At 66.9% G+C, this 21,083-nt stretch carries 19 protein-coding genes; 9 read left to right on the top strand and 10 right to left on the bottom strand.

The features are described 5' to 3' along the window. Positions 1 to 20 precede the first annotated feature (20 nt). Entirely contained in the window at positions 21 to 251 is a 231-nt protein-coding gene (locus U1H82_RS08335) for a hypothetical protein (protein ID WP_322964474.1), read from the top strand. Positions 252 to 254: 3 nt separating this feature from the next. Here the strand turns inward: U1H82_RS08335 and U1H82_RS08330 are convergent, their stop codons facing one another. Genes U1H82_RS08330 through ku form a run of 5 tightly spaced genes read right to left on the bottom strand, consistent with a single transcriptional unit; the run spans position 255 to position 7,633 of the window. Then, positions 255 to 893, bottom strand: a complete 639-nt coding sequence (locus U1H82_RS08330) for a GNAT family N-acetyltransferase (protein ID WP_322964473.1) — start codon at positions 891 to 893, stop codon at positions 255 to 257. Beyond that, a complete protein-coding gene (locus tag U1H82_RS08325; protein WP_322964472.1) occupies positions 890 to 1,807 on the bottom strand; it encodes a transglutaminase family protein in 918 nt (305 codons plus the stop codon). The genes U1H82_RS08330 and U1H82_RS08325 overlap by 4 nt, the downstream gene beginning before the upstream one ends. Next, positions 1,804 to 4,260, bottom strand: coding sequence for a circularly permuted type 2 ATP-grasp protein (locus U1H82_RS08320; RefSeq protein WP_322964471.1), 2,457 nt, complete (start codon positions 4,258 to 4,260; stop codon positions 1,804 to 1,806). Before U1H82_RS08320 ends, U1H82_RS08325 begins: the two co-directional genes overlap by 4 nt. A 45-nt stretch (positions 4,261 to 4,305) precedes the next feature. Beyond that, positions 4,306 to 6,750, bottom strand: coding sequence for a DNA ligase D (ligD, locus tag U1H82_RS08315; protein WP_322964470.1), 2,445 nt, complete (start codon positions 6,748 to 6,750; stop codon positions 4,306 to 4,308). Continuing rightward, a complete protein-coding gene (ku, locus tag U1H82_RS08310; protein ID WP_322964469.1) occupies positions 6,743 to 7,633 on the bottom strand; it encodes a non-homologous end joining protein Ku in 891 nt (296 codons plus the stop codon). Before ku ends, ligD begins: the two co-directional genes overlap by 8 nt. Before the next feature lie 95 nt (positions 7,634 to 7,728). Here ku and pdxH point away from each other — a divergent pair, with 95 nt between their 5' ends. Genes pdxH through U1H82_RS08295 form a run of 3 tightly spaced genes read left to right on the top strand, consistent with a single transcriptional unit; the run spans position 7,729 to position 10,063 of the window. Beyond that, entirely contained in the window at positions 7,729 to 8,310 is a 582-nt protein-coding gene (pdxH, locus tag U1H82_RS08305) for a pyridoxamine 5'-phosphate oxidase (RefSeq protein WP_322964468.1), read from the top strand. Further along, positions 8,307 to 9,260, top strand: coding sequence for a cation diffusion facilitator family transporter (locus U1H82_RS08300; protein ID WP_322964467.1), 954 nt, complete (start codon positions 8,307 to 8,309; stop codon positions 9,258 to 9,260). The genes pdxH and U1H82_RS08300 overlap by 4 nt, the downstream gene beginning before the upstream one ends. Beyond that, complete coding sequence (locus U1H82_RS08295; protein ID WP_322964466.1) at positions 9,260 to 10,063, top strand: PhzF family protein; 804 nt, start codon at positions 9,260 to 9,262, stop codon at positions 10,061 to 10,063. The genes U1H82_RS08300 and U1H82_RS08295 overlap by 1 nt, the downstream gene beginning before the upstream one ends. A 10-nt stretch (positions 10,064 to 10,073) precedes the next feature. On the opposite strand, the gene U1H82_RS08290 is transcribed toward U1H82_RS08295, so the two are convergent. Beyond that, a complete protein-coding gene (locus U1H82_RS08290) occupies positions 10,074 to 10,790 on the bottom strand; it encodes a WecB/TagA/CpsF family glycosyltransferase (RefSeq protein WP_322964465.1) in 717 nt (238 codons plus the stop codon). Then, positions 10,787 to 11,983 (bottom strand): glycosyltransferase family 2 protein, encoded by a 1,197-nt coding sequence (locus U1H82_RS08285; RefSeq protein WP_322964464.1) that lies wholly within the window; start codon positions 11,981 to 11,983, stop codon positions 10,787 to 10,789. The genes U1H82_RS08290 and U1H82_RS08285 overlap by 4 nt, the downstream gene beginning before the upstream one ends. 228 nt (positions 11,984 to 12,211) lie before the next feature. On the opposite strand from U1H82_RS08285, the gene U1H82_RS08280 reads away from it, so the two are divergent. From U1H82_RS08280 to U1H82_RS08270, 3 genes are read left to right on the top strand one after another with little or no spacing between them, the layout of a single operon-like run. Then, a complete protein-coding gene (locus U1H82_RS08280; protein WP_322964463.1) occupies positions 12,212 to 13,480 on the top strand; it encodes an O-antigen ligase family protein in 1,269 nt (422 codons plus the stop codon). A 31-nt stretch (positions 13,481 to 13,511) separates the two neighbouring features. Continuing rightward, positions 13,512 to 14,243: a GDSL-type esterase/lipase family protein gene (locus U1H82_RS08275; RefSeq protein ID WP_322964462.1), complete on the top strand. Its 732-nt coding sequence runs from the start codon at positions 13,512 to 13,514 to the stop codon at positions 14,241 to 14,243. Between the two features lie 7 nt (positions 14,244 to 14,250). Further along, the gene (locus tag U1H82_RS08270) at positions 14,251 to 15,285 is read left to right on the top strand and encodes a glycosyltransferase family 2 protein (RefSeq protein WP_322964461.1); all 1,035 of its coding nucleotides are present in this window, start codon (positions 14,251 to 14,253) and stop codon (positions 15,283 to 15,285) included. Positions 15,286 to 15,307: 22 nt separating this feature from the next. Here the strand turns inward: U1H82_RS08270 and U1H82_RS08265 are convergent, their stop codons facing one another. Then, positions 15,308 to 16,357, bottom strand: coding sequence for a glycosyltransferase family 2 protein (locus U1H82_RS08265; protein WP_322964460.1), 1,050 nt, complete (start codon positions 16,355 to 16,357; stop codon positions 15,308 to 15,310). A gap of 135 nt (positions 16,358 to 16,492) precedes the next feature. On the opposite strand from U1H82_RS08265, the gene U1H82_RS08260 reads away from it, so the two are divergent. Beyond that, positions 16,493 to 17,968 carry a lipopolysaccharide biosynthesis protein gene (locus tag U1H82_RS08260; protein ID WP_322964459.1) on the top strand — a complete coding sequence of 492 codons (1,476 nt, stop codon included), beginning with the start codon at positions 16,493 to 16,495 and terminating at the stop codon, positions 17,966 to 17,968. Between the two features lie 4 nt (positions 17,969 to 17,972). On the opposite strand, the gene U1H82_RS08255 is transcribed toward U1H82_RS08260, so the two are convergent. Continuing rightward, positions 17,973 to 18,860: a glycosyltransferase family 2 protein gene (locus tag U1H82_RS08255; protein ID WP_322964458.1), complete on the bottom strand. Its 888-nt coding sequence runs from the start codon at positions 18,858 to 18,860 to the stop codon at positions 17,973 to 17,975. 78 nt (positions 18,861 to 18,938) lie between these two features. On the opposite strand from U1H82_RS08255, the gene U1H82_RS08250 reads away from it, so the two are divergent. Next, positions 18,939 to 20,030 carry a hypothetical protein gene (locus U1H82_RS08250; RefSeq protein ID WP_322964457.1) on the top strand — a complete coding sequence of 364 codons (1,092 nt, stop codon included), beginning with the start codon at positions 18,939 to 18,941 and terminating at the stop codon, positions 20,028 to 20,030. A gap of 3 nt (positions 20,031 to 20,033) precedes the next feature. Here U1H82_RS08250 and U1H82_RS08245 read toward each other — a convergent pair whose 3' ends face one another. Then, positions 20,034 to 20,993, bottom strand: coding sequence for a transglutaminase-like cysteine peptidase (locus tag U1H82_RS08245; protein ID WP_322964456.1), 960 nt, complete (start codon positions 20,991 to 20,993; stop codon positions 20,034 to 20,036). Positions 20,994 to 21,083: the final 90 nt, after the last annotated feature.

The raw sequence follows: 21,083 nt of genomic DNA, 5'->3' as shown, positions 1-21,083 counted from the left end.
GCATGACAAGGAGACGGATCATGACCCAGCCGATGCAGGCCATTGGAAAAGACGGCAAGAAAGGCGCGCCCGACGGCGTGTCGGATGCCCCCGGCAAACATGGCGGCGAAAGCCAGGGCGGCGGTTACGAAGGCGTGCCCGAGCGCGAAGGCGACTTCCATGGCGGCCAGAGCGGCGCGGCCTATCATGGTACGGGCGGGCATCCGGACCCGGACAAGGACAATCCCAACGCAGTGACCGAGGAGGGGTGACGATCAGGCCGCGAGGATTTCTGCCGTCCAATAGGGGCTGATCGTCCGCCACCCAAGGGTGGTATAGAGCGCCCGACCCTCTTCGGTGGCGGTAAGCAGGGATGGCGCGGAGGCGTGGCGCTTTGCCGAGCCCAGCGCCGCCATCAGTGCTCTACCAAGTCCCTTTCGGCGATGCTCCGGCGCCGTCACGATCCGGTCGTAGACGAAGGCGTCCGGCGTGTCGGCGGCATAGCCGCTCGCGGCAAGCGCGCCGCCGTCATCCAGAATGCGGACCGTGATGACCTGGTCGGTGCGCGACATCGCGATCCGATAGCCCTTTGGCGTGCTGGGTTCGGCAAGGTCGTCGCCCGCCTGCATGAAATAGGCGGGAGGTTGAATATGCCAGTCGTTCGGCAGGACTGCTCGCACGGCGTCTGCTTCGCCCAACCATTTCAGCAGATAGCCGGGCGCGTGGAGCGAGCGGGCGAGTTGCGACAGGCCGTCGTTCACGGTCGGATATATCCAGCGGCTGACCTCGACATCGCTGCGCGTATCGACACGGTAACCGCCGTGATCGGGGACCGGCAGTGATACGCCCCGCGCCAGGGAGCGTCCGGTGAGCCATGCCAGTACATGATGCGGGTCGACCATCGCCCCCGTCATGCGGTGATCCTGCTTTGGGTGGCGGGAACTTCGATGTCCTCCACCGGCGCGACGTCGACGCTGACCTCCATCTTCTGCGCGCCCGAGCCCAGCACCACACCATCGACCGGTGCGATCTCGGCATAGTCGCGGCCGACCGCGACGATGATATGGTCGCCCGCCATCCAGATGCCGTTGGTGGGATCGACCCCGACCCAGCCCGCTTGCGGCCCGCACCAGATCAGCACCCAGGCATGGGTGGCGTCCGCGCCGACCAGTCGTGGCTGGCCCGGCGGCGGCAGGGTGCGGATATAGCCCGAGGCATAGGCCGCCGGGATGCCCGCGGCGCGCAGGCCCGTAATCATGATCTGCGCGAAATCCTGGCACACGCCGCGCCGCTGGCGAAAGGCCTCGGCCGGGGGCGTGTCGACCAGGGTGGCGGCGGCGTCGAAGGCGAACTCGCGCTGGATGCGGCTAGCCAGCGCGAACCCCGCCTCCAAGGCGCCGCGCTCCGGCGACAGGTCGGCCGCGCACCATTCGGCAATGGCGGGGTCGAGCGGGATCAGCGGCGAAGGAAAGATATAATTGGCCGGACCCGCCGCCGACAGGTCACGGCTGCTACGGGCGAGCGCCGAGACTTGGGCCAGCGTCGGGTCGCCGGGCGAGGGCATCGGCACCAGCCGGTCGACCAGCATCCGTGCACGGCTCTCGATGGTCAGGCTGCGCACCGGGCGGTCGACGACCAGCCGCGTGACATGCGCCAGTCCCGCTTCGGCGCGGGCCGAGCGGGTACGGCCGACCGGCTGGACGATCAGGTCATAGCGTTCCAGCGTCTGGCCGGGCCAGTCGATCGGCTTCAGCCGCAGGTTGCACCGCGCATATTTGACCTGCGCACCGTAATCGAAGCGGGTGATGTGGCGGATGTCGTAGATCATGCGAGGGTAAGCCCTCCGGCACGGAGAGGCTCCGCCCCTTGCAGGAAATAGCGGCGTGCGATCGCCTCGGACAACAGGCCCAGCCGTCGTTCGATATCGCCCAGCGTGTCCGCGTCCAGCGTGCGTGCATCCTGGGTCTCGACGGCGGCGCGGATCGCGATGGCGAGCGCCTGTTGCGGCTCGGCCATGTCGTCGTCGGACAGGACGGGCAGGCGCGACAGGCAGTCGGCGATGCGCGCGGTCTGATAGGCGAGCGCGCGCGGATTATTGGGATCGAGCGCGACGAGATCGACCACCGCGACGCGCGCGAGACCACTCGGATAACGCTGGCGATAGCTGATCTGGCTGTTGGCGAGGTCGAGCAGGGTGGACAGGTCATCCGCCGACGCGCCCGCCATGCCGAACAGCCGTGTCGCGCGCGCCACCGCCACCGCCCGCTCCACCCGGCGGCCCAGATCGTGGAAGCGCCAGGCGGTGGTGCGCACCATATGCTCGGCCGACAGCCCGGCGATGGCGGCGTAGCGGCGTTGCAGCGACCCTGCCCGGTCGAGCATCCCGACATGGCTGGGGAAGGGCGCCTCCAGCAGCCGCACCATGTCGGCGGACAGGCGGTCGCGCGAACCTTCGCTGATCCCGCGCGCCAGCCGGTTGATGCGGGCGACCGAGTGAAAGCCCTCATCCTCCATCGCGGTGCGCGCGAACTGGGTCAGCGCGGCGCGGTGCAGGCTGTCGGGCTGTGGTGCCGCCCCGCCGCCCGCGATCAGCCCGACCAGCCGCCCGACGGTGCGCGGGTCCAGCGCCGCGCCGCCATCCACGTCGATCGAATTGCCCAGCATCACGCGGATTGCGGACAATAGTGCCTCGCCGCGCTCCAGATAACGGCCCAGCCAATAGAAATTGTCCGCGACCCGGCTGGGCAGTGTCCCCGGATTGCGCCGGACGTGAAGCGAATCGGGGTCGGCGAGCAGCGATATGGGTGTGACCGGCTCCGGTCCGTGGACGCAGACATCGGCGGACCACAGACCCTCGCCGATCATCGCGGCGGTCGCCTCGGGATGGTCGCCGATCCGGCCGAAGCCGCCGGGCATGACGGTCCATGCCCCTTCGGCATCGCGGGCGGCAAAGACGCGTAAGGTAAAGGGACGGGGCTCCAGCCGGTCGCCGATCACGACGGGCATGGTGGACAGACGCACGATCTCCTGCCCGACATAATCCTGCGGACGCTTCGCCATATCGGCGATCAGCGCGCCGCGTTCCTCGGGCGACAGGCTCATGCCCGCGCGCGCGCCGCCGGGCAGGCCCAGCGGTCTGGGGCCGAAGGCGGGGGCGATCAGCAGCGAGTCGAGATGCCCGGCGACATGGTCGGCCTGGGCCGGGCCGCCACACCACCAGGTCGCGATATTGGGCAGCGTGAGCGGCGCACCGAGCAGCTGTTTCGCCAGCACCGGCAGGAAGGCGGAGAAGGCCGCACTTTCCAACACACCCGCACCCGGCGCATTGGCGATCACCACCTGCCCCTCGACATAGGCGTCGATCAGGCCGGGCACGCCGATCTGCGAATGGCTGTCGAAGGCCAGCGGGTCGAGCATCCGGGGATCGAGCCGCCGCCACAGCGCGTCGATCCGCTTCAGTCCCGCGACGGTGCGGACATAGACCTGTCCCTCGATCGCGGCGAGGTCGGCACCCTCCACCAAAAGCAGGCCGAGATAGCGCGCCAGATGCGCCTGTTCGGGATAGCTGGGATTGAACCGGCCCGGCGTCAGCAGGCCGATACGCGGATCGGCGCGGCGGCACTGGGCGGCGAGCCCGGCGCGGAAGGCGGCGAAGAAGGGCGCATGCCGCTGTACGTTCAACCGGTTCTGCAGGCCGCCCAGCGTGCGGCTGACCGCCAGTCGGTTCTCCAGCGCATAACCCGCGCCCGCCGGATTGCGGAGGTGATCGGCCAGCACCCGCCACTCGCCGTCCGGTCCACGCGCCAGATCGAAAGCGACGAAGCTCAAATGATGCCCGCCCGGCGGCGTCACCCCGACCATCGGCCGCAGGAAATAGGGGCTGCCGGTCGCCAGCGCGGCGGGGATATGCCCCTCCGCCACCAGGTCACCGGGGCCATAGAGATCGGCCAGGATCATCTCCAGCAGGTCCGCCCGCTGCACCACACCCGCTTCGATCCCGGCCCATTCGGCGGTATCGATCAGCAGGGGGACGGGCGAGACGGGCCAGGGCCGCTCGTCGGTTTCGCCGATGATGCGGAAACCGGTGCCGATATCGGCGGCGTGCCGCTGCACCCGCTCGCGCGCATGGGCCAGGTTGCTGGCGACGGCGGCCAGCTCCTCCAGCATCGCGGGCCAGGCCGGGTCGCTCGACCCCGCCAGCACGTCCGCAGACGTCGCGGCCCTGCGATAGTCGGCGATCCAGGCGCTGGCCTGTGCGGGGCTATCTTCGGCAGGGTCCATCGGGGCGGGAAAATCGCCGTATCGGCCCCAGGTTGCAACAGGTGATTACAGGTCGGGCAAAATCTGGTCCGCCACGCCCCAGCCGCGCAAGCCCGCGCTACCCGCCCGTTTGAGCAGTTCCGTGCCGTCTCGGATCGTCCAGCGCGCCGCCGTGTCGATCCCGTCCAGCTCGCGCCACGCCACCGGGGCCGCGACCGGCGCACCCGAGCGTGCGCGCGCCGAATAGGGCATGACGGCGGTCGCACCGCGCTGGTTGCGCAGCCAGTCGATGAAGATGCGGCCTTTCCGTTTCGCCTTGGTCGCCACCGCGATGAAACGGTCGGGATCGTGCTTCGCCAGCGCCTTGGCGAAGCGTTCGGCGAAGTTCGACACGGCGGGCCATTCGGCATGTGGGGTGAGCGGCACGACGACATGCACGCCCTTGCCCCCCGACAGCATCGCAAAGCTGGTCAGCCCCAGTTCGGCGAGCTGGTCATGGATATGGACGGCCGCACGCTTCACGTCGGCGAAGGTCACCGACGGGTCGGGGTCGAGGTCGAAGATCATCCGGTCGGGCTGTTCCAGCGTGGCGATGGACGAGCCCCAGCCGTGGAACTCGATCGACCCCATCTGGATACAGGCGCGCAGGCCATCGGCATCCTCGATATAGAGATAGGGTTCGGTGCCGCCGTCCTTCTCCTTGATCGGGACCGAGTGGACATGCGGCCCAAAACTGCCCGCGTCATGCTTCTGGAAGAAACAGGCCCGCGCCCGGCCCTGCGGGCAGCGGACCAGACTGACCGGCCGGTGCGCGACCCAGGGCAGCATCAGTGGGGCGGTCGCCGCGACATAGTCGGCCAGATCGCCCTTGGTGAGATCGCTGTCGGGGAAGATCACCCGCTCGGCATGGGTGATGGCGACATCGCTGTCCTTGGCCGGGGGCGTGGGTGCGGGGCGTTCCTCGACCACCTGCTCGGCGGGCTTGTCCTCGCGCAGGCCGATGAAGCTGGGGTGGCGGAGCAGGCCGTCGGGCGTCGTCTCGGTAAAGGCGATCTCGGCGACCAGATCGGGGCGCACCCAATGCGCGCCCCGCACCATCGCGCGCGGGGCCTCGACGGGGGCGGTCTTGCGCGCGCGGGCGTCGAGCAGTTTGCGGAGTTCGGCCATGCGCGCTTCGGTAAAGCCGGTGCCGACCTTGCCGACATAGGCGAGCGTGCCGTCGCGGTTCACGCCCAGCAGCAGCGACTTCAACCCCCGCCGCGCCTTATCGGACGGGAGCCAGCCGACGATCACGAATTCCTGCCGCTTCAGGCATTTGATCTTCAACCAGTCGCGGCTGCGCGCCGATGGATAACGGCTGTCGGCGCGTTTGGAGACGACGCCCTCCAGCCCCTCGGCGCAGAGCTTGACGAACAGCGCCTCGCCCGAGCCGGTGACATGGTCGGCGAACTGGATCGTCTCGTCGCCCTCGGGGATGATCCCGCGCAGCCGCGCCTTGCGCTGGACCAGCGGCAGGTCGGTCAGGTCCTCGCCGTCGAGCGAGAGCAGGTCGAAGGCGAACAGGCTCATCGGCTGGTCGGTGCCGATCGCGTCCTTCAGCGTCGAGAAGTCGGGCCGCCCATCCTTGAACGCGACGATCTCGCCATCGATCAGCGCGGTGGTGACGGATAGCTCGGCGGCGGCCGCGACGATGCCGGGGAATTTCGCGCTCCAGTCCAGGCCATTGCGCGTGAAGACCTGCGCCTTGCCGCCGCCGACCGCGATCAGCGCGCGGTAGCCATCATATTTGATCTCGTGCAGCCAGCCATTTCCGGCAGGCACCTGATCGACCAGCGTGCAAAGCGCCGGGGCTTGGAATTCGGGCATCGTGCCCGCTTTCGCCTTGGCCTTCGCCTTGCGTGGTGGCGCCTTCGGGGTCTTGGCTGGCCTGGGCTTTGCTGCTTTTCCCTCGGCGATCTGCGCCATGGTCCGCCCGGTCGACACGCTGGTCAGCGCCTGATCGGTCAGCGTGTCGGTGCCCCCGGCCTGCGCATCGGCGACCTTGCGAAGAAGCCAGTTCTCGCGCTTCTCCTTGCCCCGTGGCTTCATGCGGACGAGCAGCCATTCGCCCTTCATCCGCTCGCCGTCGAGGATGAAGTGGAGATGGCCGTCCTCAAGGTCCTTCGCGCTTTTGCCCGCGACCGGCGACCATGTGCCGCGATCCCACAGCATCACCGTGCCGCCGCCATACTCCCCCGCAGGGATCGTCCCCTCGAAGGTCGCATAGGACAGCGGATGATCCTCGGTCCGCACCGCCAGCCGTTTCTCGTCCGGGTCCAGGCTCGGCCCGCGCGTCACCGCCCAGCTTTTGAGCACCCCGTCCACCTCCAGCCGGAAGTCCCAGTGCAGCCGGGTCGCATCATGTTTCTGCACGATGAAGCTGTTGCCCTTGCCCGGTTCCAGCGTCCCCGCAGGCTCGGCGGTGCGGGTGAAGTCGCGCTTGGCGTTATAGCGTTCGAGCGGATCAGCCATGTTTGCGCGCCGGGGCTTTGCGCGTGGTCGTCTTCTTGGGCGCAGCCTTACGCGTCGTCTTGGGCGCGGCTTTCCGCGAACGGCTGCGCGTCTCGCCCGTCTCCATCGACTGTTTCAGCGCCGCCATCAGGTCCGCGACATTGCCGCCCGATTTCGCGGGCGCGTCGTCCTCTTCCTCGATGACCTTCTTGCCCTTCGCCTTGCGCTTGCGGTCGATCAGGCGGTGCAGCGCCTCGACATAATGGTCGTGGAATTGCTTGGGGTCGAAGGGGCCGGACTTCTTCTCGATCAGCGCCTCCGCCAGATCGAGCAATTCGGCGTCGGGCTTGGCATCGCCGATGTCGCTGAAATAGGCCTGCGCCTTGTTCACTTCATCGGAATAGCGCAGCGTCTCCAGGATCAGCCCGCGTCCGCATGGCCTGAGCGAAACGATATATTCGCGGCCCCTGAGCGCCAGTTGCCCCAGTCCGACCTTGCCCGTCCGCTTCAACGCTTCGCGCAGGACGATGAAGGCTTCCTCCGCCAGATCGTCGGCGGGCACGACGAAATAGGGGCGTTCGTAATAGAGGACGTTGATCTCGTCCGCGTCGACGAAGCGCGTCAGTTCCAGCGTCTTCTTCGACTCCAGCTTGACCGCGTCGATCTCGTCCTGGTCGAGCAGGACGTAATCGCCCTTGGCGACCTGATAGCCCTTCACGATTTCATCGGTGTCGACCGGGCCGATGTCGTTGACGACCTTTTCGTAATGGATCGGCTTGCCGCTGGGTTCGTGGATCTGCTTGAACTGGATGGTCGCGCCGCTCTTGGTCGCGGCGTAGATCTCGACCGGGATCGAGACGAGCGCGAGGCGTATCTGACCCTGCCAGTAAGCGCGTGCGGGCATTGGGAAATCTCCGTATCGTCACCGGCCCAATGACGGACTCAGCGTTTCCGTTCCCGACATTGGTTTTCGGGTGGCACAGGCGTATGGGCGAGGGCATGGCTGACGATCCCTTTGCCCTTTTCGACACCTGGTTTGCCGAAGCGCGTGCGAGCGAAATCAACGATTCCAATGCGATGGCGTTGGCGACGGTCGATGCGACCGGACAGCCTTCGGTCCGCATGGTCCTGCTGAAGGGCCATGACCCGCGCGGCTTCGTGTTCTACACCAATCGCGAGAGCCGCAAGGCGCAGGATCTAGGCGAGGGCAGCAAGGCCGCGCTTCTGTTTCACTGGAAGTCGCTGCGCCGCCAGATCCGCATCGAAGGGCCGGTCAGCCGCGTCGATGATGCCGAGTCGGACGCCTATTTCGCCAGCCGTGGCCGCGATTCGCAGCTGGGTGCCTGGGCCTCGGACCAGTCGCGCCCGCTGGCCGATCGCGCGACGTTCGAGGCGCGGTTCGAGGATATACGCGCCCGCTTCGAGGGCGGCGACGTGCCGCGTCCGCCGCATTGGGGCGGCTACCGCGTGTCCCCGCAGCGTATCGAATTCTGGCTGGACCGCGAACACCGGCTGCATGAGCGCCGCGTCTTTACCCGCACCAGCGAAGGCGGTTGGGACGAAGGATTGCTGTTCCCATGACCCAGGACGAACGCAAGACGGTCATCCCGCTCGCCACCAAGGCAGCGCTGGCCAGCGTCGCGATGGCGCTGTTCCTGCTGGCGCTCAAGGGCTTTGCCGCGTGGCGGACGGGCTCGGTCGCGATGCTCGGCTCGCTGGCCGACACCGCGCTCGATCTGCTCGCCAGCCTCGTGACCCTCTACGGCGTGCGGCTGGCGGCGACTCCGGCCGATCACGACCATCGCTTCGGCCATGGCAAGGCGGAGGCGCTGGCGGCCTTGTTCCAAGTCGCGCTCATCACCGCCTCGGCGGCGGGGATCGCCTGGCGCGCGGTCATGGCGCTGGGCGCGGACAATCCCACGACGGATGCCGAGTTCGGCATCGGCGTGTCGGTGATCGCAATTCTGGCGACCATGGTCCTGCTCGCCTATCAGCGCAGCGTCATCCGCCGGACCGGATCGGTCGCGATCCTGGCGGACAATGTCCATTACCAGTCCGACGTGCTGCTCAACGGATCGGTGATCGTCGCGATGGTGCTCGACCAGTATTTCGGCTGGCATGGCGCGGACCCGATCTTCGGCATCGCCATCGCGGTCTGGCTGGCCTGGGGGGCGTTCCAGGCGTCCTCGACCGCGATCGACCAGCTGATGGACAAGGAATGGTCCGACGACCAGCGCGCCGCCTTTCTCGACGTCGCCGCGCGCCAGCCGGGGCTGAAGGGTATCCACGACTTCCGTACCCGTCGTTCGGGCAGCCACGACTTCGCGCAATTCCATATGGAGGTGTCGCGCGACCTGACCGTCGCCGCTGCGCATGACATTGTCGAGGGCGTCGAGCGCGCGCTCCGCCGTGCCTTCCCCAAGGTCGAGGTGCTGATCCATCTCGACCCCGAAGGCCATGTCGATACCGACAATCCGATGGTCGAGGCCGACGTGACCCCGCACTGGTTCGGCAAGCGGGTAGGATATTGATGCGCATCCCCTTCACCCAGGTCGATGCCTTTGCCGACGCCGTATTCGGCGGCAACCCGGCGGCGGTGATGATGCTGTCGGCGTGGCTGGACGACGCCACGCTGTTGCGAATCGCGCAGGAGAACAACCTGTCGGAAACCGCCTTTCTCGTCGCCGCGGACGGGGCGGAGGCGGATTTCGAACTGCGCTGGTTCACGCCCGGCGACGAGGTCGAGATGTGCGGCCACGCCACGCTGGCGAGCGGCCATGTCGTGCTGTCGTCGGACACCATGCGCGAGCGGGTGCGCTTTGCGACCCGTCATGCGGGCGTGCTGGAGGTCGCGCGCGACGGACTGGGTTACAGCCTGACGCTGCCCGAACGCACGCCGTCGCCCGCGGCTCTGCCGGGCGTGGTCGAGGCGCTGGGCGTTGACGGCGTGGTCGAGACGCTGCGCCACCCGGCGGGCTATGCCGTGGTGGTGGTCGATGACGCGGCCCGTGTGCGGAACTGCACGCCGGACTTTGCCGCGCTGGCCCAGGCGGGGCGCTATGTCGTCATCCTGACCGCGCGCGGCGCCGAGGGGGAGGCGGATGTGGTCAGCCGCGTCTTCGTGCCCGCCTTCGCCATCGACGAAGACCCGGTGACGGGCGCGGCCCACGCCGTGCTGACCCCCTATTGGGCGAAAATGCTGGGCCGCGATGCTTTTGTGGCGGAACAGGCCAGTGCGCGGGGCGGGCGGCTGACCTGTCGGCTGGCGGGCGACCGCGTCGTGCTGGGCGGCGGCTGCGTGACGGTGATCGAGGGCAGTTTCCTGCTGCCCTGACACTTCCGAATTACTGGAGCAGCAGGCGGATGATCTGCGGCCCCTCGACCAGATAGCGCCGCCAGAGCCGCCGGGGATTGCTGGCCAGCCGGTGCAGCCATTCCAGATGACAGGCGCGGACCCAGTGCGGCGCACGGGTCTGGCGGCCGGTCAGGAAGTCGATCGAGGCGCCGACGCACCAGGCGACACCCGGCGCATGACGCAGGGCGCCCACATCTTGCGCGAACCGCTCCTGCTTGGGGGAGCCCAGACAGAGGAGAAGGATATCCCAATCCGCCCCGGCCGCCGCCGTGACGCATTGCCGCCACTCGGCCGAACCCGGCGTCATGATCGCGGGTGAGGGGATCAGGGTCATCGATACCGCCGGATAGCGCGCGACCAGTGCCTGCCAGTCCTGCGCATCCGGGCCGACCACCGCGATACGCTGTCCCGCGCCGTCCCGCGCCAGCAGATCGGCGACGAGATCCGATCCCGGATAACAATCGAGCGCGACCCCCTTGGCCTTGGCCATCATGGTCAGCACCTTGCTGTCGCACAGATGCACGGCGGCGCCGTCATACAGCGCGCGTATCTCGGGATCGCGGGCGGCGCGGTTGACGAAGTCGACATTGGGGGTGACGACATAGCCATAGGGCGCGCGGCCCATCGCGATCAGTCGCTCGAACAGCGCCTCGCGCGTGCCCTTTTCGAACCGGAAACCCAGGAAATCGGTGGTGGCCGTCATCATTCGCGCCCCTTCATCTCGTCGCCGCGCGCGGTGCGCACCCATCCCCGCTGCGGCGTGCGCAGCAGGCGGCGGTAAAAGCCGAGCTTGGCCAGCACACTGAGCGGCAGTCGCGCCACCTCACCGGGGCTCAGCAGATCGCGGCCATAGCGGACCCAGGCGAGGCCGACCGCTGCGACCAGCACCACCGTCTGCACCATGCCCAGCACCAGCGGCGCGATCTGTCCCGACACCAGCGCCCAGATCGCCGCCAACCCGACCAGCCCGCCCTGCGCCGCCACCAACAGGCTGAGCGGCGGGATCGCCAGATCGAGCGCCAGCGCGACCACCCGCGCATCGCCGCGCGCGATGCCGGTGCCGAGCAGCCGCAGGACATAGCGGCGCATGATCGACATATAGCCACCCTCCCAGCGCGCGCGCTGCGTCTCGGCAGCGTCGCGGGTGGCGGGCAGCGGGCTGGTGATCCGCGCCTCGGGACAGAAACGCGGCGGCGCGCCCTGCAGCGTCAGGTCGACGCCCAGCAGCAGGTCCTCAACGATCTCGCCCGACCCCAGATCGACCCGCGACAGCAGCGCGGTCGGAAAGGCCATGCCGCTGCCGGTCAGCAGGCACGGTATGCCCAGCCGCGATCCGCCCAGCAGCCGCCCGTAATTCTTGACCCGGATGGCAAAGGCGCTGAACCGGCTGGCGCGCGATCCGTTGGGTGCGGCCTCCAGCCGGTAATCGCCCTGCACCGGCCGTCCGCTGCCCGCTGCCTGGGCGGCCAGCTGGTGCAGCGCGTTCGGCGAGAGCAGGCAGTCGGCATCGACGATGATCGTGACCGGATGCGCCCAGCGCGCGGCATGGGCCAGGCCATGCGCCAGCGCATAACCCTTGCCGCGCCGGACGGTATCGTGCCGCTCGGTGACCTCGGCCCCTTGCGCGGCGGCGATCGCGGCGGTCTGGTCCGAACAATTGTCGGCGACCACCAGCATCCGGTCCTGCGCGCGCAGCTGGCCCGCAATGGCGCGCAGCGTCGGGGTGATGACCGCCGCTTCGTCATGCGCGGGGATCAGGACGGTGAAGGGCGGCGCTTCTTCGGCGCCCTGTGGCGTCGGTCGGCGAAGCCCCGCGACGATCTCGGCCGCGAACAGAAGGACGGCCGGCATCAGCAGCAAAAGCGCGACCAGCAGCAATCCGTTGCCCAACATCGTCATGAACCTGTCCCCCGGCCGACCGCACCCCCGCCAAGCCGCCGTTAGCGCGCGACCGGCCCCCTGAACAGGCGCGATGATCGGGGCGACCGTCCCAAAGTCTGACGTTGCGGTGCAACAAGCCCGTTCAATTGCCGGATGGCGAACGATAGGGATGCGCGCGGCGGCCCTGATGCAGGTGCCTGGCCGGGGGGCTTGATGACAATCGGATCGCAACGACAGGGATGGGGCATGCCTTTTGCGGGCTTCGTGCTTCCGGCACTGATCCTGCGTCCGGGGCTGGAGACGGCATTGGGGCTGGTCCATATCAATATGGGCCCGATTTCCGTCACGCTCGGCTTTGTTTTCAACATCCTGATGGTGGCCATCGCGGCAGCACTGGCGGGCTATGCGTTGCTCGTAGACCGGCGTTATCAGGCGCCGCTCGTCACGATCGCGCTGATCTGGGCGCCGTTTCTGTTGGCGGGGGTGCTGGCCGCCGTGCGATCGCCCGAACCGGCCGCCGCCATCCAGGTGTTGTTCAACTATTTCACCTATGCGGCGGTGGCCTTCATCGCGCTGCTCTATTCCCCCGCATTAAGTCGCGAGCGGTTGACGATGGTGATCTGGTCGTCCGGCTTTTTGCCATTGGCGATCGGCTTTGTGCAGGTGGCGACGGGGACGGCCGGTCCCCGGCTGATGGGATCATTTTCGCACCCCAATATCCTGGCCTTCTTCCTCTTCGTTTATATAGCCTTTCTGTTCCATGCCCTGCTCGCCGGTTATGTGCGCGAACGGCGGCTGGTTCTGGCGATCTGGGGAACGTTGGGGCTGGCGGGGATTGCGCTGCTGTTGACGGGCACCCGTTCCGCCTATGTCGCCGTCTATGCCTATGTCTTTCTCTATTCGGCCTTTCGTAAGCCGATCTTGATCCTGCCGCTGATCCTGTTGCCATTCGCCGCCCTTCTGGTGCCGGGTGTGATGGATCGGTTGAGCGATGTGTCGGGCGGTGGGCCCGATGTCTCCTACGACTATCTCGTTGCGGTCGGGCGAGGGGACGTGGCCGGATCGACGGCGATCGGACTCGATTCCGCGACATGGCGGAAATTTCTGTGGGAATCGTCCTTACCCTGGATTCGCCGGAATCTTCTGCTGGGTTACGGACTGGCCTCATTTCCTCATTATATCAGCGAGTTCTTCCCGTTGCGGGAAGAGCGTGGGGCAGCCCATAACATCTATATTCAAATGATGTTCGAGGGCGGACTGTTCCTGACGCTCGGCTATATCAGCATCCTTATCACCGTCATGGTTCGGGCGATGCGTCATGTTCGACAATTGCCTGCCGAAGCGGCCTTTACCGTATTGACCGTCATCATGTTCGCCGTGGCGTCCTTTTCGGACAACATGCTCTATTATCTGTCGGTCAATATCGAATTCTGGCTGGTGATCTTTGCCATGTATCCCATGGCCCAGCCAAACGTCCGGCGCCATTTCCATCCGCGCTCCGTATCGGTGCGCTGAACCTTTCATTCTGGCGGGGAGCCTGTCGAAGATGCGTAGCAACGGTTGGAGGATCGCAGCCATCCTCCTGGCCCTTTATGCGGTGGCGTTGACGCTGGTGAACGGCATCTGGATCGCCAAGCGCGGCGGTATCAGCTATATCGAGGAGCAACTGGGCCTTCGGCAGCCGCACCAGATCTATAACCGCCACCAGACGGGGCGGGTCCGGCAATTCGCCCTGTATCCCAAGATGGCGGGCGGCATCGTGTTTGCCGGGGACAGCATTACCGAGGGCATGCCTTGGGCCGAATATTTCGAGGGTGCGCATAATCGCGGCATTGCCGGGGATACCTCGATCGGCCTGCGCAACCGGATCGTCTCGGCCGTTGCGGCGCAACCCGATCATATCGTCATCAACATCGGAACGAACGACCTTGCCCATGACCGCGATGTCGATGCCGTTCGCGATACGATCTGGGACATCGTCGCCATGGCCCATCGCACTGCCCCCAAGGCAAGGCTGGATATCGTCTCCATCCTGCCGGTAAGCACGCGTTTCGACACGTCGCAGCTTCAGGCGCGCAAGAAGCAGGCAATTCCCACGCTCAACGCGATGCTGGCGCAAGGAGCGGCCGCGCATGGCTATCGGTTCCTGAACGTCTACCCCGCCATGGTCGACGCATCGGGTGATCTGCGCCGCGACTATACGGTCGACGGCACGCACCTGACCATGCTGGGCAAGGACCGCTACGCCAGGGCCCTGCGCCAGGCGATGGGGATGTGATTCGACCATGACGACGATCGATATCGGCATTTTCGCGCATAACGAGGAAGCGGGCATCGGGGCGATGCTCGGGGATCTGGCGCGGCAGACGATTCTGCGGGACGATCGCTTTTCGGTGCGGGTCTTCGTGCTGGCCAATGGATGCCGGGACGGTACGGCGGCGGCGGCGCAGGGGGCGGTGGCGGCGTTTCCTGATCCGGCCATGGTCGCGGTGCTCGATCTGGCCGAGGGGGGCAAGTCGCGGACGTGGAACCGCTTCGTCCATGACTTCGCCCGGCCCGATGCCGATCTGCTCGCCTTTCTCGATGCCGATATCGGCCTGCCGCAAGAGGATGTGCTGGCGCGGCTCGTCGCGTTTCTGGAGGCGCATCCGGGGGTGGATGCGACGTCGAGCCAGCCGGTCAAGGATATCGACTATCATCCCGTCCCGCTCGGCTTTGTCGAGCGGCTGATCTCGGCAGGGGGGGGCAGCATGGGCAATCTGCGCACCTCGATCTGCGGGCAGCTTTATGTGATGCGTGGTGCCGTCGCGCGGGGCTTGCGGGTGCCGATCGGCCTGCCCGTGGAGGACGGGTTCATCCGCCATGCGCTGATCACCGGCCGCTTCGCCGATCCGATCCGCTACGACCGGATCGACCAGCCCGACGGGGTGATCCATCTTTACGAGTCCGAGCGAAAATTGGGGTCGCTGATCCGGCATCAGATCCGGATCGTCGTCGGCGGTGCGATCAATGCCGCCGTCTTCGGCTATATTATCCCGCTGCGCGCCCGCGAGGGCGAGGCGGCGCTGGCCGGACAGCTCGACCAGGCGGCGCGTGATCCGCAATGGCTGCCCGCGCTGCTGCGTCGGGAACTGCCGCGCGGCCGGTTCGGCTGGGTGCCGTGGCCGTTCCTGACCGACCGCACGACCTTCTTCCTGAGGAACGGCCCGCATACGCCGCGGAAAGCCCTGATGGCGTTTCTGGGGCTGGGCTTCGACAGCATCGCGTTCGTGGCGGCGCAGCTTCGGCTGGCGCGGGGCAAGGGCGCGGGCTTCTGGTGAAGCCCTGCGCCCCGACCCGGCCTTAACCGAGCAGCCGCTTCTTCTGCTGGGACAGGATATGGCGCAGCGTCGCCATTTCGTCGGTGTCGGCCTGGTGAGTCATCTGGAACCGGGCGAAGCGTGCCAGCAGGATCGGCAGCGTCCGGTTCGCCAGGACATCGCGAAACGCGAGTTCGCGCCGCACCCCAGGCGTGTCGCCGAAGATACGCAGCAGTTGCGCGCGCAGCGTGCGCCAGGCGCGGGGCAGGGTTTCGGGTGCCTCCACCGGCGCAAGCTGCGCACCGTGATTGCAGAAGGGGCGTATCGTCTGCCACGCTTCGTCGTGCCAAGCGGCCAGAAGACGCATCAGATGGTCGGAAATCTCTTCCGATATGGCCATTTGCGCCTGAAACTTGCTGACCCCGATGCTCATCTCGTGCCGCCGATAGCGGATCAGCGTATGGGGCAGGTTGGCGCATAGCCCCTTCATCGCGAGCTGTGCGAAAAGCCAGTAATCCTCGGCGAGCGTGCCGACCTGCGGCGCAACGATTCCCGGCGCCTGGAGAAAGCCATGGTCGTAACGCGCGCCCAGGCCCTCCAGCACCGATCGGCGGAGCATGACGGTCGGCTGGGCGATGGGATTGTTGAAAAGGCTGGCGATGGCCAGTCGGTCGGCGGTGTGCGGCAAGCGGCGAACGCCGAACGAGCGTGTCGCCGTCGAGTCGACGATCTCATATTGGCCGCCGACCAGCGCCAGGGCCGGATTGGCCTCAAGAAAGGCGCGCTGTTGTGCAAGGCGATCGGGCAGCGAGATATCATCGGCATCGTGCAGCGCGATCAACGGCGCATCCGACCGATCCAGGCCAAGGTTGCGGACATCCGAAAGGCTGAGCGCCGCATCGCACGGGATCTGGACGATGCGCGAATCGCGTGCGGCGGCCTGATCGACGATCTCCCCCGTCCGATCGGTCGAGGCGTGGTTGAGCACCAGCAATCGCCAGTCGCGCTCGGTCTGCATGCGCAGCGAATCGATTGCCGCAGCAATGAACGCCTCGCCGTTGCGGACGGGCAATATGATATCAATGAGCGCCAACTTGCTCCCACCCTTCGGATCGCGCGCGGCCGTTCCCCTCCGGCATCGCAAACTGTCTCACCCTGACACGGATGCGCCATGGCGCGGCGGCGGGGCGGAGGCTAGAGCAGATTTCGGCAAAGCCGGGGGAAGAACGTGCAAAAGCAGGACGGCTATCGCCGCAAGGTTATGGGCGGCGCGATTACGACGTTGATTGCGCAGCTCTTTCGCGTGGGATCGAGCGTCGGCGCGATCATTGTGGCGTCGCGCATTTTGTCGCCAACCGATTACGGTATCTACGCCATGGCGGCGCCGGTGACCGGATTCGCGATGTTGTTTCAGAATATCGGCTTCGATCATGCGGTCGTTCAGTCGGACGATGTCTCCGACGTGCAGTTGTCGTCGCTGTTCTGGCTGAACATCGCGCTGTGTACGGGGCTGGCGGTGTTGCTGGTGGCGGCGGGGCCGCTGGTCGGCATGTTCTATGACAGCACCCAGGCGGGCGTGCTGGTCGCCGCCTCCGGCCTGCTGATCCTGGCGACGGCGCCCAATCCGCTCTACAGCGCGCTGCTCAACCGCCAGATGCGGTTCCATGCGCAAAGCGTGGTCGATATCGTCAGCAGCATCACGATGTTCGCCGCGACGGTGATCGCGGCCTTGCTGATGCGGTCCTATTGGGCGTTGCTGACCGGGGCGATCGCGGCGACCATGGTCAATACGGTGTCGTTCATGGTGATCGAGCGGTGGCGTCCGCGCTTCACCTTCCAATGGGCGACGATCGCACCGATGGTGCGCTTCGGCGGCGGCGTGTCGGTCTATGGCTTTGCGCTGTTCGTGACGCGCAACATCGACAAGGTGCTGCTGGCGCGCGTCTGGGGCCCGGCGACGCTGGGACTTTACGACCGCGCGTTCAAGCTGATGCTGTCGCCGCTTCAGAATTTCAGCACGCCCCTGTCGCGCACCCTGCTGCCGGTGCTGGCGCGGACGCGCGAACAGCCGGAGCGGTATCGCCGTGCCTATCTGATGTTCATGCAGGCGATGGTCACCGGCGCGGTGCCTGCGGTGATGGCGGCATCGGTCGGATCGGATGCGGCGGTTCGCATCCTGCTCGGCGACACGTGGCAGGCGACGGGGCCGATCTTCGGCTGGCTGTCGGCCACCGCGGCGATGCTGCTGGTCAATGAATCCGCGCCCTGGCTGTTCATGTCGACCAACCGGTCGCGGCTGATGATGCATTGGGGGCTGTTCGCCTCGGCGACGGTGGTGATCGGCTTCCTGATCGGCCTGCCCTGGGGCGCGATCGGCATGGCCAAGGCCTATTTCTTCGGCGAGGCGCTGCGCACGCCGATCCTGTTCTGGCTGGCCGCGCGCGGCACGCCGATCAGGATGTCGGATATCGCGCGCCTGCATCTCATCACCGCAGCGTCGGCCGGGGCGACGGCGGGGGTGCAGCTCTTGCTGCCGCCCGGCCTGTCGCCGGTCCCGCACCTCGCCATCCTGGTGATCGCGGCCTATGCGGTCGCGCTGCCCGTCCAGTTCCTGTCGGCACCGGGGCGCGAAGGACTGGCGATGATCGGAAGCTGGGCCGGAAAGGCGATGGCGCGGACCCCGTTGCGACGCGGCCGCGCCTGATCGGTCAGGCGCGGGTCAGCCCCCAACTCGTCGCGAGCAGGTGAAGCGCCGACCGCCGCGTCGTGCGCGGATGGGGGCGGATCAGGTTGCGGAGCGCCGGACCCAGCGTACCCTGACGGACCCCGGTGAAATAGGCGAGCGTCTGCGCCAGGTGGAAGGGCTGGAACCGCCGGATATCGGCGACCTGCTCGGCGGGGGCATAGTCGGACAGGATGCGGCGATAGAGCAGCGCATGCCCCTTCACGACCGACGTGGGATTGCGCGAAATCCGGTCGCCCGCATCGAAATAATAATGGGTCAGCGGTTCAGGGCAGAGCGCGATCCGCCCGGCCTGTTGCAGCTTCAACCACATGTCCCAATCCTGGCAGCTGGGCAGCGAGATGTCGAAGCCGCCGATATCCAGAAAGACATCGCGGCGGATCATCGCCGCCGAACAGCCGCCCAGCGTATTTTCATAGAGAAGCGCGCTGGGCTCGTTCGCGTCCGGCCCGAATTTGCGCGTGCCGCCGCCCTGACCGTCCAGGAAGACGGTGTCGCTGAAGACCGCGACGACATCGTCCGTGATCAGCGGGATCAGCGAGGCGAGCTTCGTCTCGTCCCAGCCATCGTCCGAATCGAGCAGGGCGATCCATTCGCCGGTCGCCGCCGCCGCGCCGATATTGCGCGCATTCGGGGCGCCCGAGCGCGTGTCGAGCGGGATGATCCGAATCGGAACGGCATCGCTTTGCGCGGCGAGCGCGGCGGCGATGGTCCCGCCGTCATCGTCGGACCCGTCATCGACGACGATGATCTCGACCGGTCGAACCGTTTGGCTGTTGGCGCACGCAATGGCGCGCCCGATCACCGCGGCGCGATTGCGGGCCGGAATGACGACCGATATCCTGGCTGACATGAAACCCCCGTCTCTTCCCCTGAATAGGGCTGGTATGGGGGAAGCCCTGTTCGGTGACGAGCATGGACTGGAGTCCCGATGATCCATAGTCGCACAGCCAAGTATGACGATTGGCGAATTTTCCGTCATTTTCCGTTCATCATGGCCTTGACGCTGGGTTTTGCCGGGGGGAGCGGGGGCATGGCCGAGGCCGGGCAACACCGCGATCCGGGAGAACAGCCTTTCTCGGCCGACAGCGTCTGGAACACGCCAATCGGGCGCGGGGCGATCTATGACGGGCCGGACTCGCCCGAGAGCCGCCTGCTCCACACCGACGATGCGGGCGGTCGGGCGGGCTCCTATCCCTGGATCGGCTGGGACGCGATCGGCCTGTATCAGGCGCGTGCGTCGGACCCGATACGGCGCTGGTCCTATGACGTGCGGGCGGCCGGTGCGCCGTGGCGCGGGGGGCCACCGATGCAGAAAGGGTGGGTCGACCTGCCGACCCCGGCCGATATCCGGTTCCTGGGCGGCACCGACAAACATGCCATCCTGATCGATCCCGGCCACCGCTATGCCTATGAGGTCTGGCTGGGGGAGGCGAGGGGCGAGGGCTATCACGCCGCCTATCTGGTCCGCACCGACCTGCGCGGATCGGGCATTTCGGCGGTCGACGGCCAGTCGCAGGGGATTCGCGCCTTTGGCGGCTCGCTGGCCGGGGGGCTGATCCGCTGCCGCGAACTGGCGAACGGCGATATTCCCCATGCGCTGGCGGTGCTGCTGTCCAACGATCAGCTGCGCAAGGGCGGCACCATGTTCAAGCAAAAGGTCTGGCCCGCCAGCTTTACCGACAGCAATGGCCGCAACGGCTATGCCGGGCTGGTGCCGATGGGGGCGCTGCTCGCCATCCCCGCCGATGTCGATGTCGAGGCACTGCCCCTGACCCGCGAGGGCAAGGTGCTGGCGCGCGCCTATCAACGCTTTGGCGGCTATGTCGTCGACCGGACGTCCAAGACGATGACGCTCGCCACGCTGGAACAGGGGTGCGGCAAGACGGCGGTCGACCACCTGATGGCGGACCGGCGGACGATTCGCGATCGCCTGGTCCGCATCCTCAACAATGGGCCGCGCCATGTCGGCGGCCCCGGCGCGCGCATCGCCGTGGCGCCGCCGCCGCTGAATCCCGAATAGCTTCTACAACCGCGCGCTTTGCCAGCGCATCCCGTTGTCGGGCGACTGGATGCTGACCCAGCTATAATCGGTCTGGTCGACCCGGCGAATCCAGGGCGTGTCGCTGTCCAGCACCATGTCGCCATCGTCGGTGCGGGCGATCAGCACGGTGTGGAGCTTGGTCTGGCGGCTATAGACGACCGCGAAGCTCAACCTTTTGCTGTCGAAGCCCTGCGCGATCAGCTGATAGCGTTTCTCGATCGCCAGATCCTCGCAATCGCCCTGTGCGCCGTTGCCGATGCCGCTGCGCGCCCAATGTTCGGCGGTGGCATAGATTTGCATGTCGGAGCGCTGCCGGACTCGGCCGTTGACCAGCTTGTTGACCGATTCGAGCCGCTTGTCCGTGCCCGGCACGGGCGGGACGGCGGGCGCGGTGACCGTGACGGTGGGGTCGATGTCGAATACCGGTTCGGCCACCAGTAGCGGCATCGGAGCGGTCAGGACCGGCTCGGCATTCCAGGACGGCAGGGGGGCGACGAGATCGGTATCGGCTGTCCCCGTCGATTCCCCGAAGGATACAGGCAGAGGCGGCTTGGCCATATCGGCGAAGGTCGTGATCGGCAGGCTCGGCACCACCGACAGGTCGGCCCCACGCGGCACGGCGCGGACGCGGAAGGACGTACTCGGCTTTTCCAACCGGGTGATGATATTGGGCATGACCGCCGCGATCATGTTCGTCACGGTCATGGCGAAGGCGGGCAGACCGGTCGCACCCCGGCCATCGCCAAGGGCGGGCGGCGGCGTATCGACGCTCTGGCGGCAGAAGGTCGCGTCGGTCCGGCACATATCGGCAAAGCCCGTAGGGGGCGCCATGACGTCGCCGCGAAGAATGAATCGCGATGCGCCGGTATGCGCCCTGGCCGGACTCGCGGCGGCAAAGGCCACCGTGATCGCCGCTATGGTCAAGCCTGCTTGATATCGCATCTCTACCTCCTGTTCGGGAGGAAGGAATGCGACCCCGGCGCTTACGCGGGAGTTCAGCGGAAAGGTTTAGGCGTTGTTAACCCATTTTTT

This window comes from Sphingomonas fuzhouensis (assembly GCF_034659795.1).
Taxonomy (GTDB): domain Bacteria; phylum Pseudomonadota; class Alphaproteobacteria; order Sphingomonadales; family Sphingomonadaceae; genus Sphingomonas; species Sphingomonas fuzhouensis.
This window is presented reverse-complemented; position numbering and strand designations above follow the sequence as displayed.

Coding starts and splice junctions, on each gene's coding strand:
- U1H82_RS08300 (WP_322964467.1), top strand. CDS start 8,307: ATGACCCAGGACGAACGCAAGACGGTCATCCCGCTCGCCACCAAGGCA.
- U1H82_RS08280 (WP_322964463.1), top strand. CDS start 12,212: ATGCCTTTTGCGGGCTTCGTGCTTCCGGCACTGATCCTGCGTCCGGGG.
- ku (WP_322964469.1), bottom strand. CDS start 7,633: ATGCCCGCACGCGCTTACTGGCAGGGTCAGATACGCCTCGCGCTCGTC.
- U1H82_RS08290 (WP_322964465.1), bottom strand. CDS start 10,790: ATGATGACGGCCACCACCGATTTCCTGGGTTTCCGGTTCGAAAAGGGC.
- U1H82_RS08250 (WP_322964457.1), top strand. CDS start 18,939: ATGATCCATAGTCGCACAGCCAAGTATGACGATTGGCGAATTTTCCGT.
- U1H82_RS08285 (WP_322964464.1), bottom strand. CDS start 11,983: ATGACGATGTTGGGCAACGGATTGCTGCTGGTCGCGCTTTTGCTGCTG.
- pdxH (WP_322964468.1), top strand. CDS start 7,729: ATGGCTGACGATCCCTTTGCCCTTTTCGACACCTGGTTTGCCGAAGCG.
- U1H82_RS08325 (WP_322964472.1), bottom strand. CDS start 1,807: ATGATCTACGACATCCGCCACATCACCCGCTTCGATTACGGTGCGCAG.
- ligD (WP_322964470.1), bottom strand. CDS start 6,750: ATGGCTGATCCGCTCGAACGCTATAACGCCAAGCGCGACTTCACCCGC.
- U1H82_RS08335 (WP_322964474.1), top strand. CDS start 21: ATGACCCAGCCGATGCAGGCCATTGGAAAAGACGGCAAGAAAGGCGCG.
- U1H82_RS08270 (WP_322964461.1), top strand. CDS start 14,251: ATGACGACGATCGATATCGGCATTTTCGCGCATAACGAGGAAGCGGGC.
- U1H82_RS08275 (WP_322964462.1), top strand. CDS start 13,512: ATGCGTAGCAACGGTTGGAGGATCGCAGCCATCCTCCTGGCCCTTTAT.
- U1H82_RS08295 (WP_322964466.1), top strand. CDS start 9,260: ATGCGCATCCCCTTCACCCAGGTCGATGCCTTTGCCGACGCCGTATTC.
- U1H82_RS08245 (WP_322964456.1), bottom strand. CDS start 20,993: ATGCGATATCAAGCAGGCTTGACCATAGCGGCGATCACGGTGGCCTTT.
- U1H82_RS08330 (WP_322964473.1), bottom strand. CDS start 893: ATGACGGGGGCGATGGTCGACCCGCATCATGTACTGGCATGGCTCACC.
- U1H82_RS08320 (WP_322964471.1), bottom strand. CDS start 4,260: ATGGACCCTGCCGAAGATAGCCCCGCACAGGCCAGCGCCTGGATCGCC.
- U1H82_RS08255 (WP_322964458.1), bottom strand. CDS start 18,860: ATGTCAGCCAGGATATCGGTCGTCATTCCGGCCCGCAATCGCGCCGCG.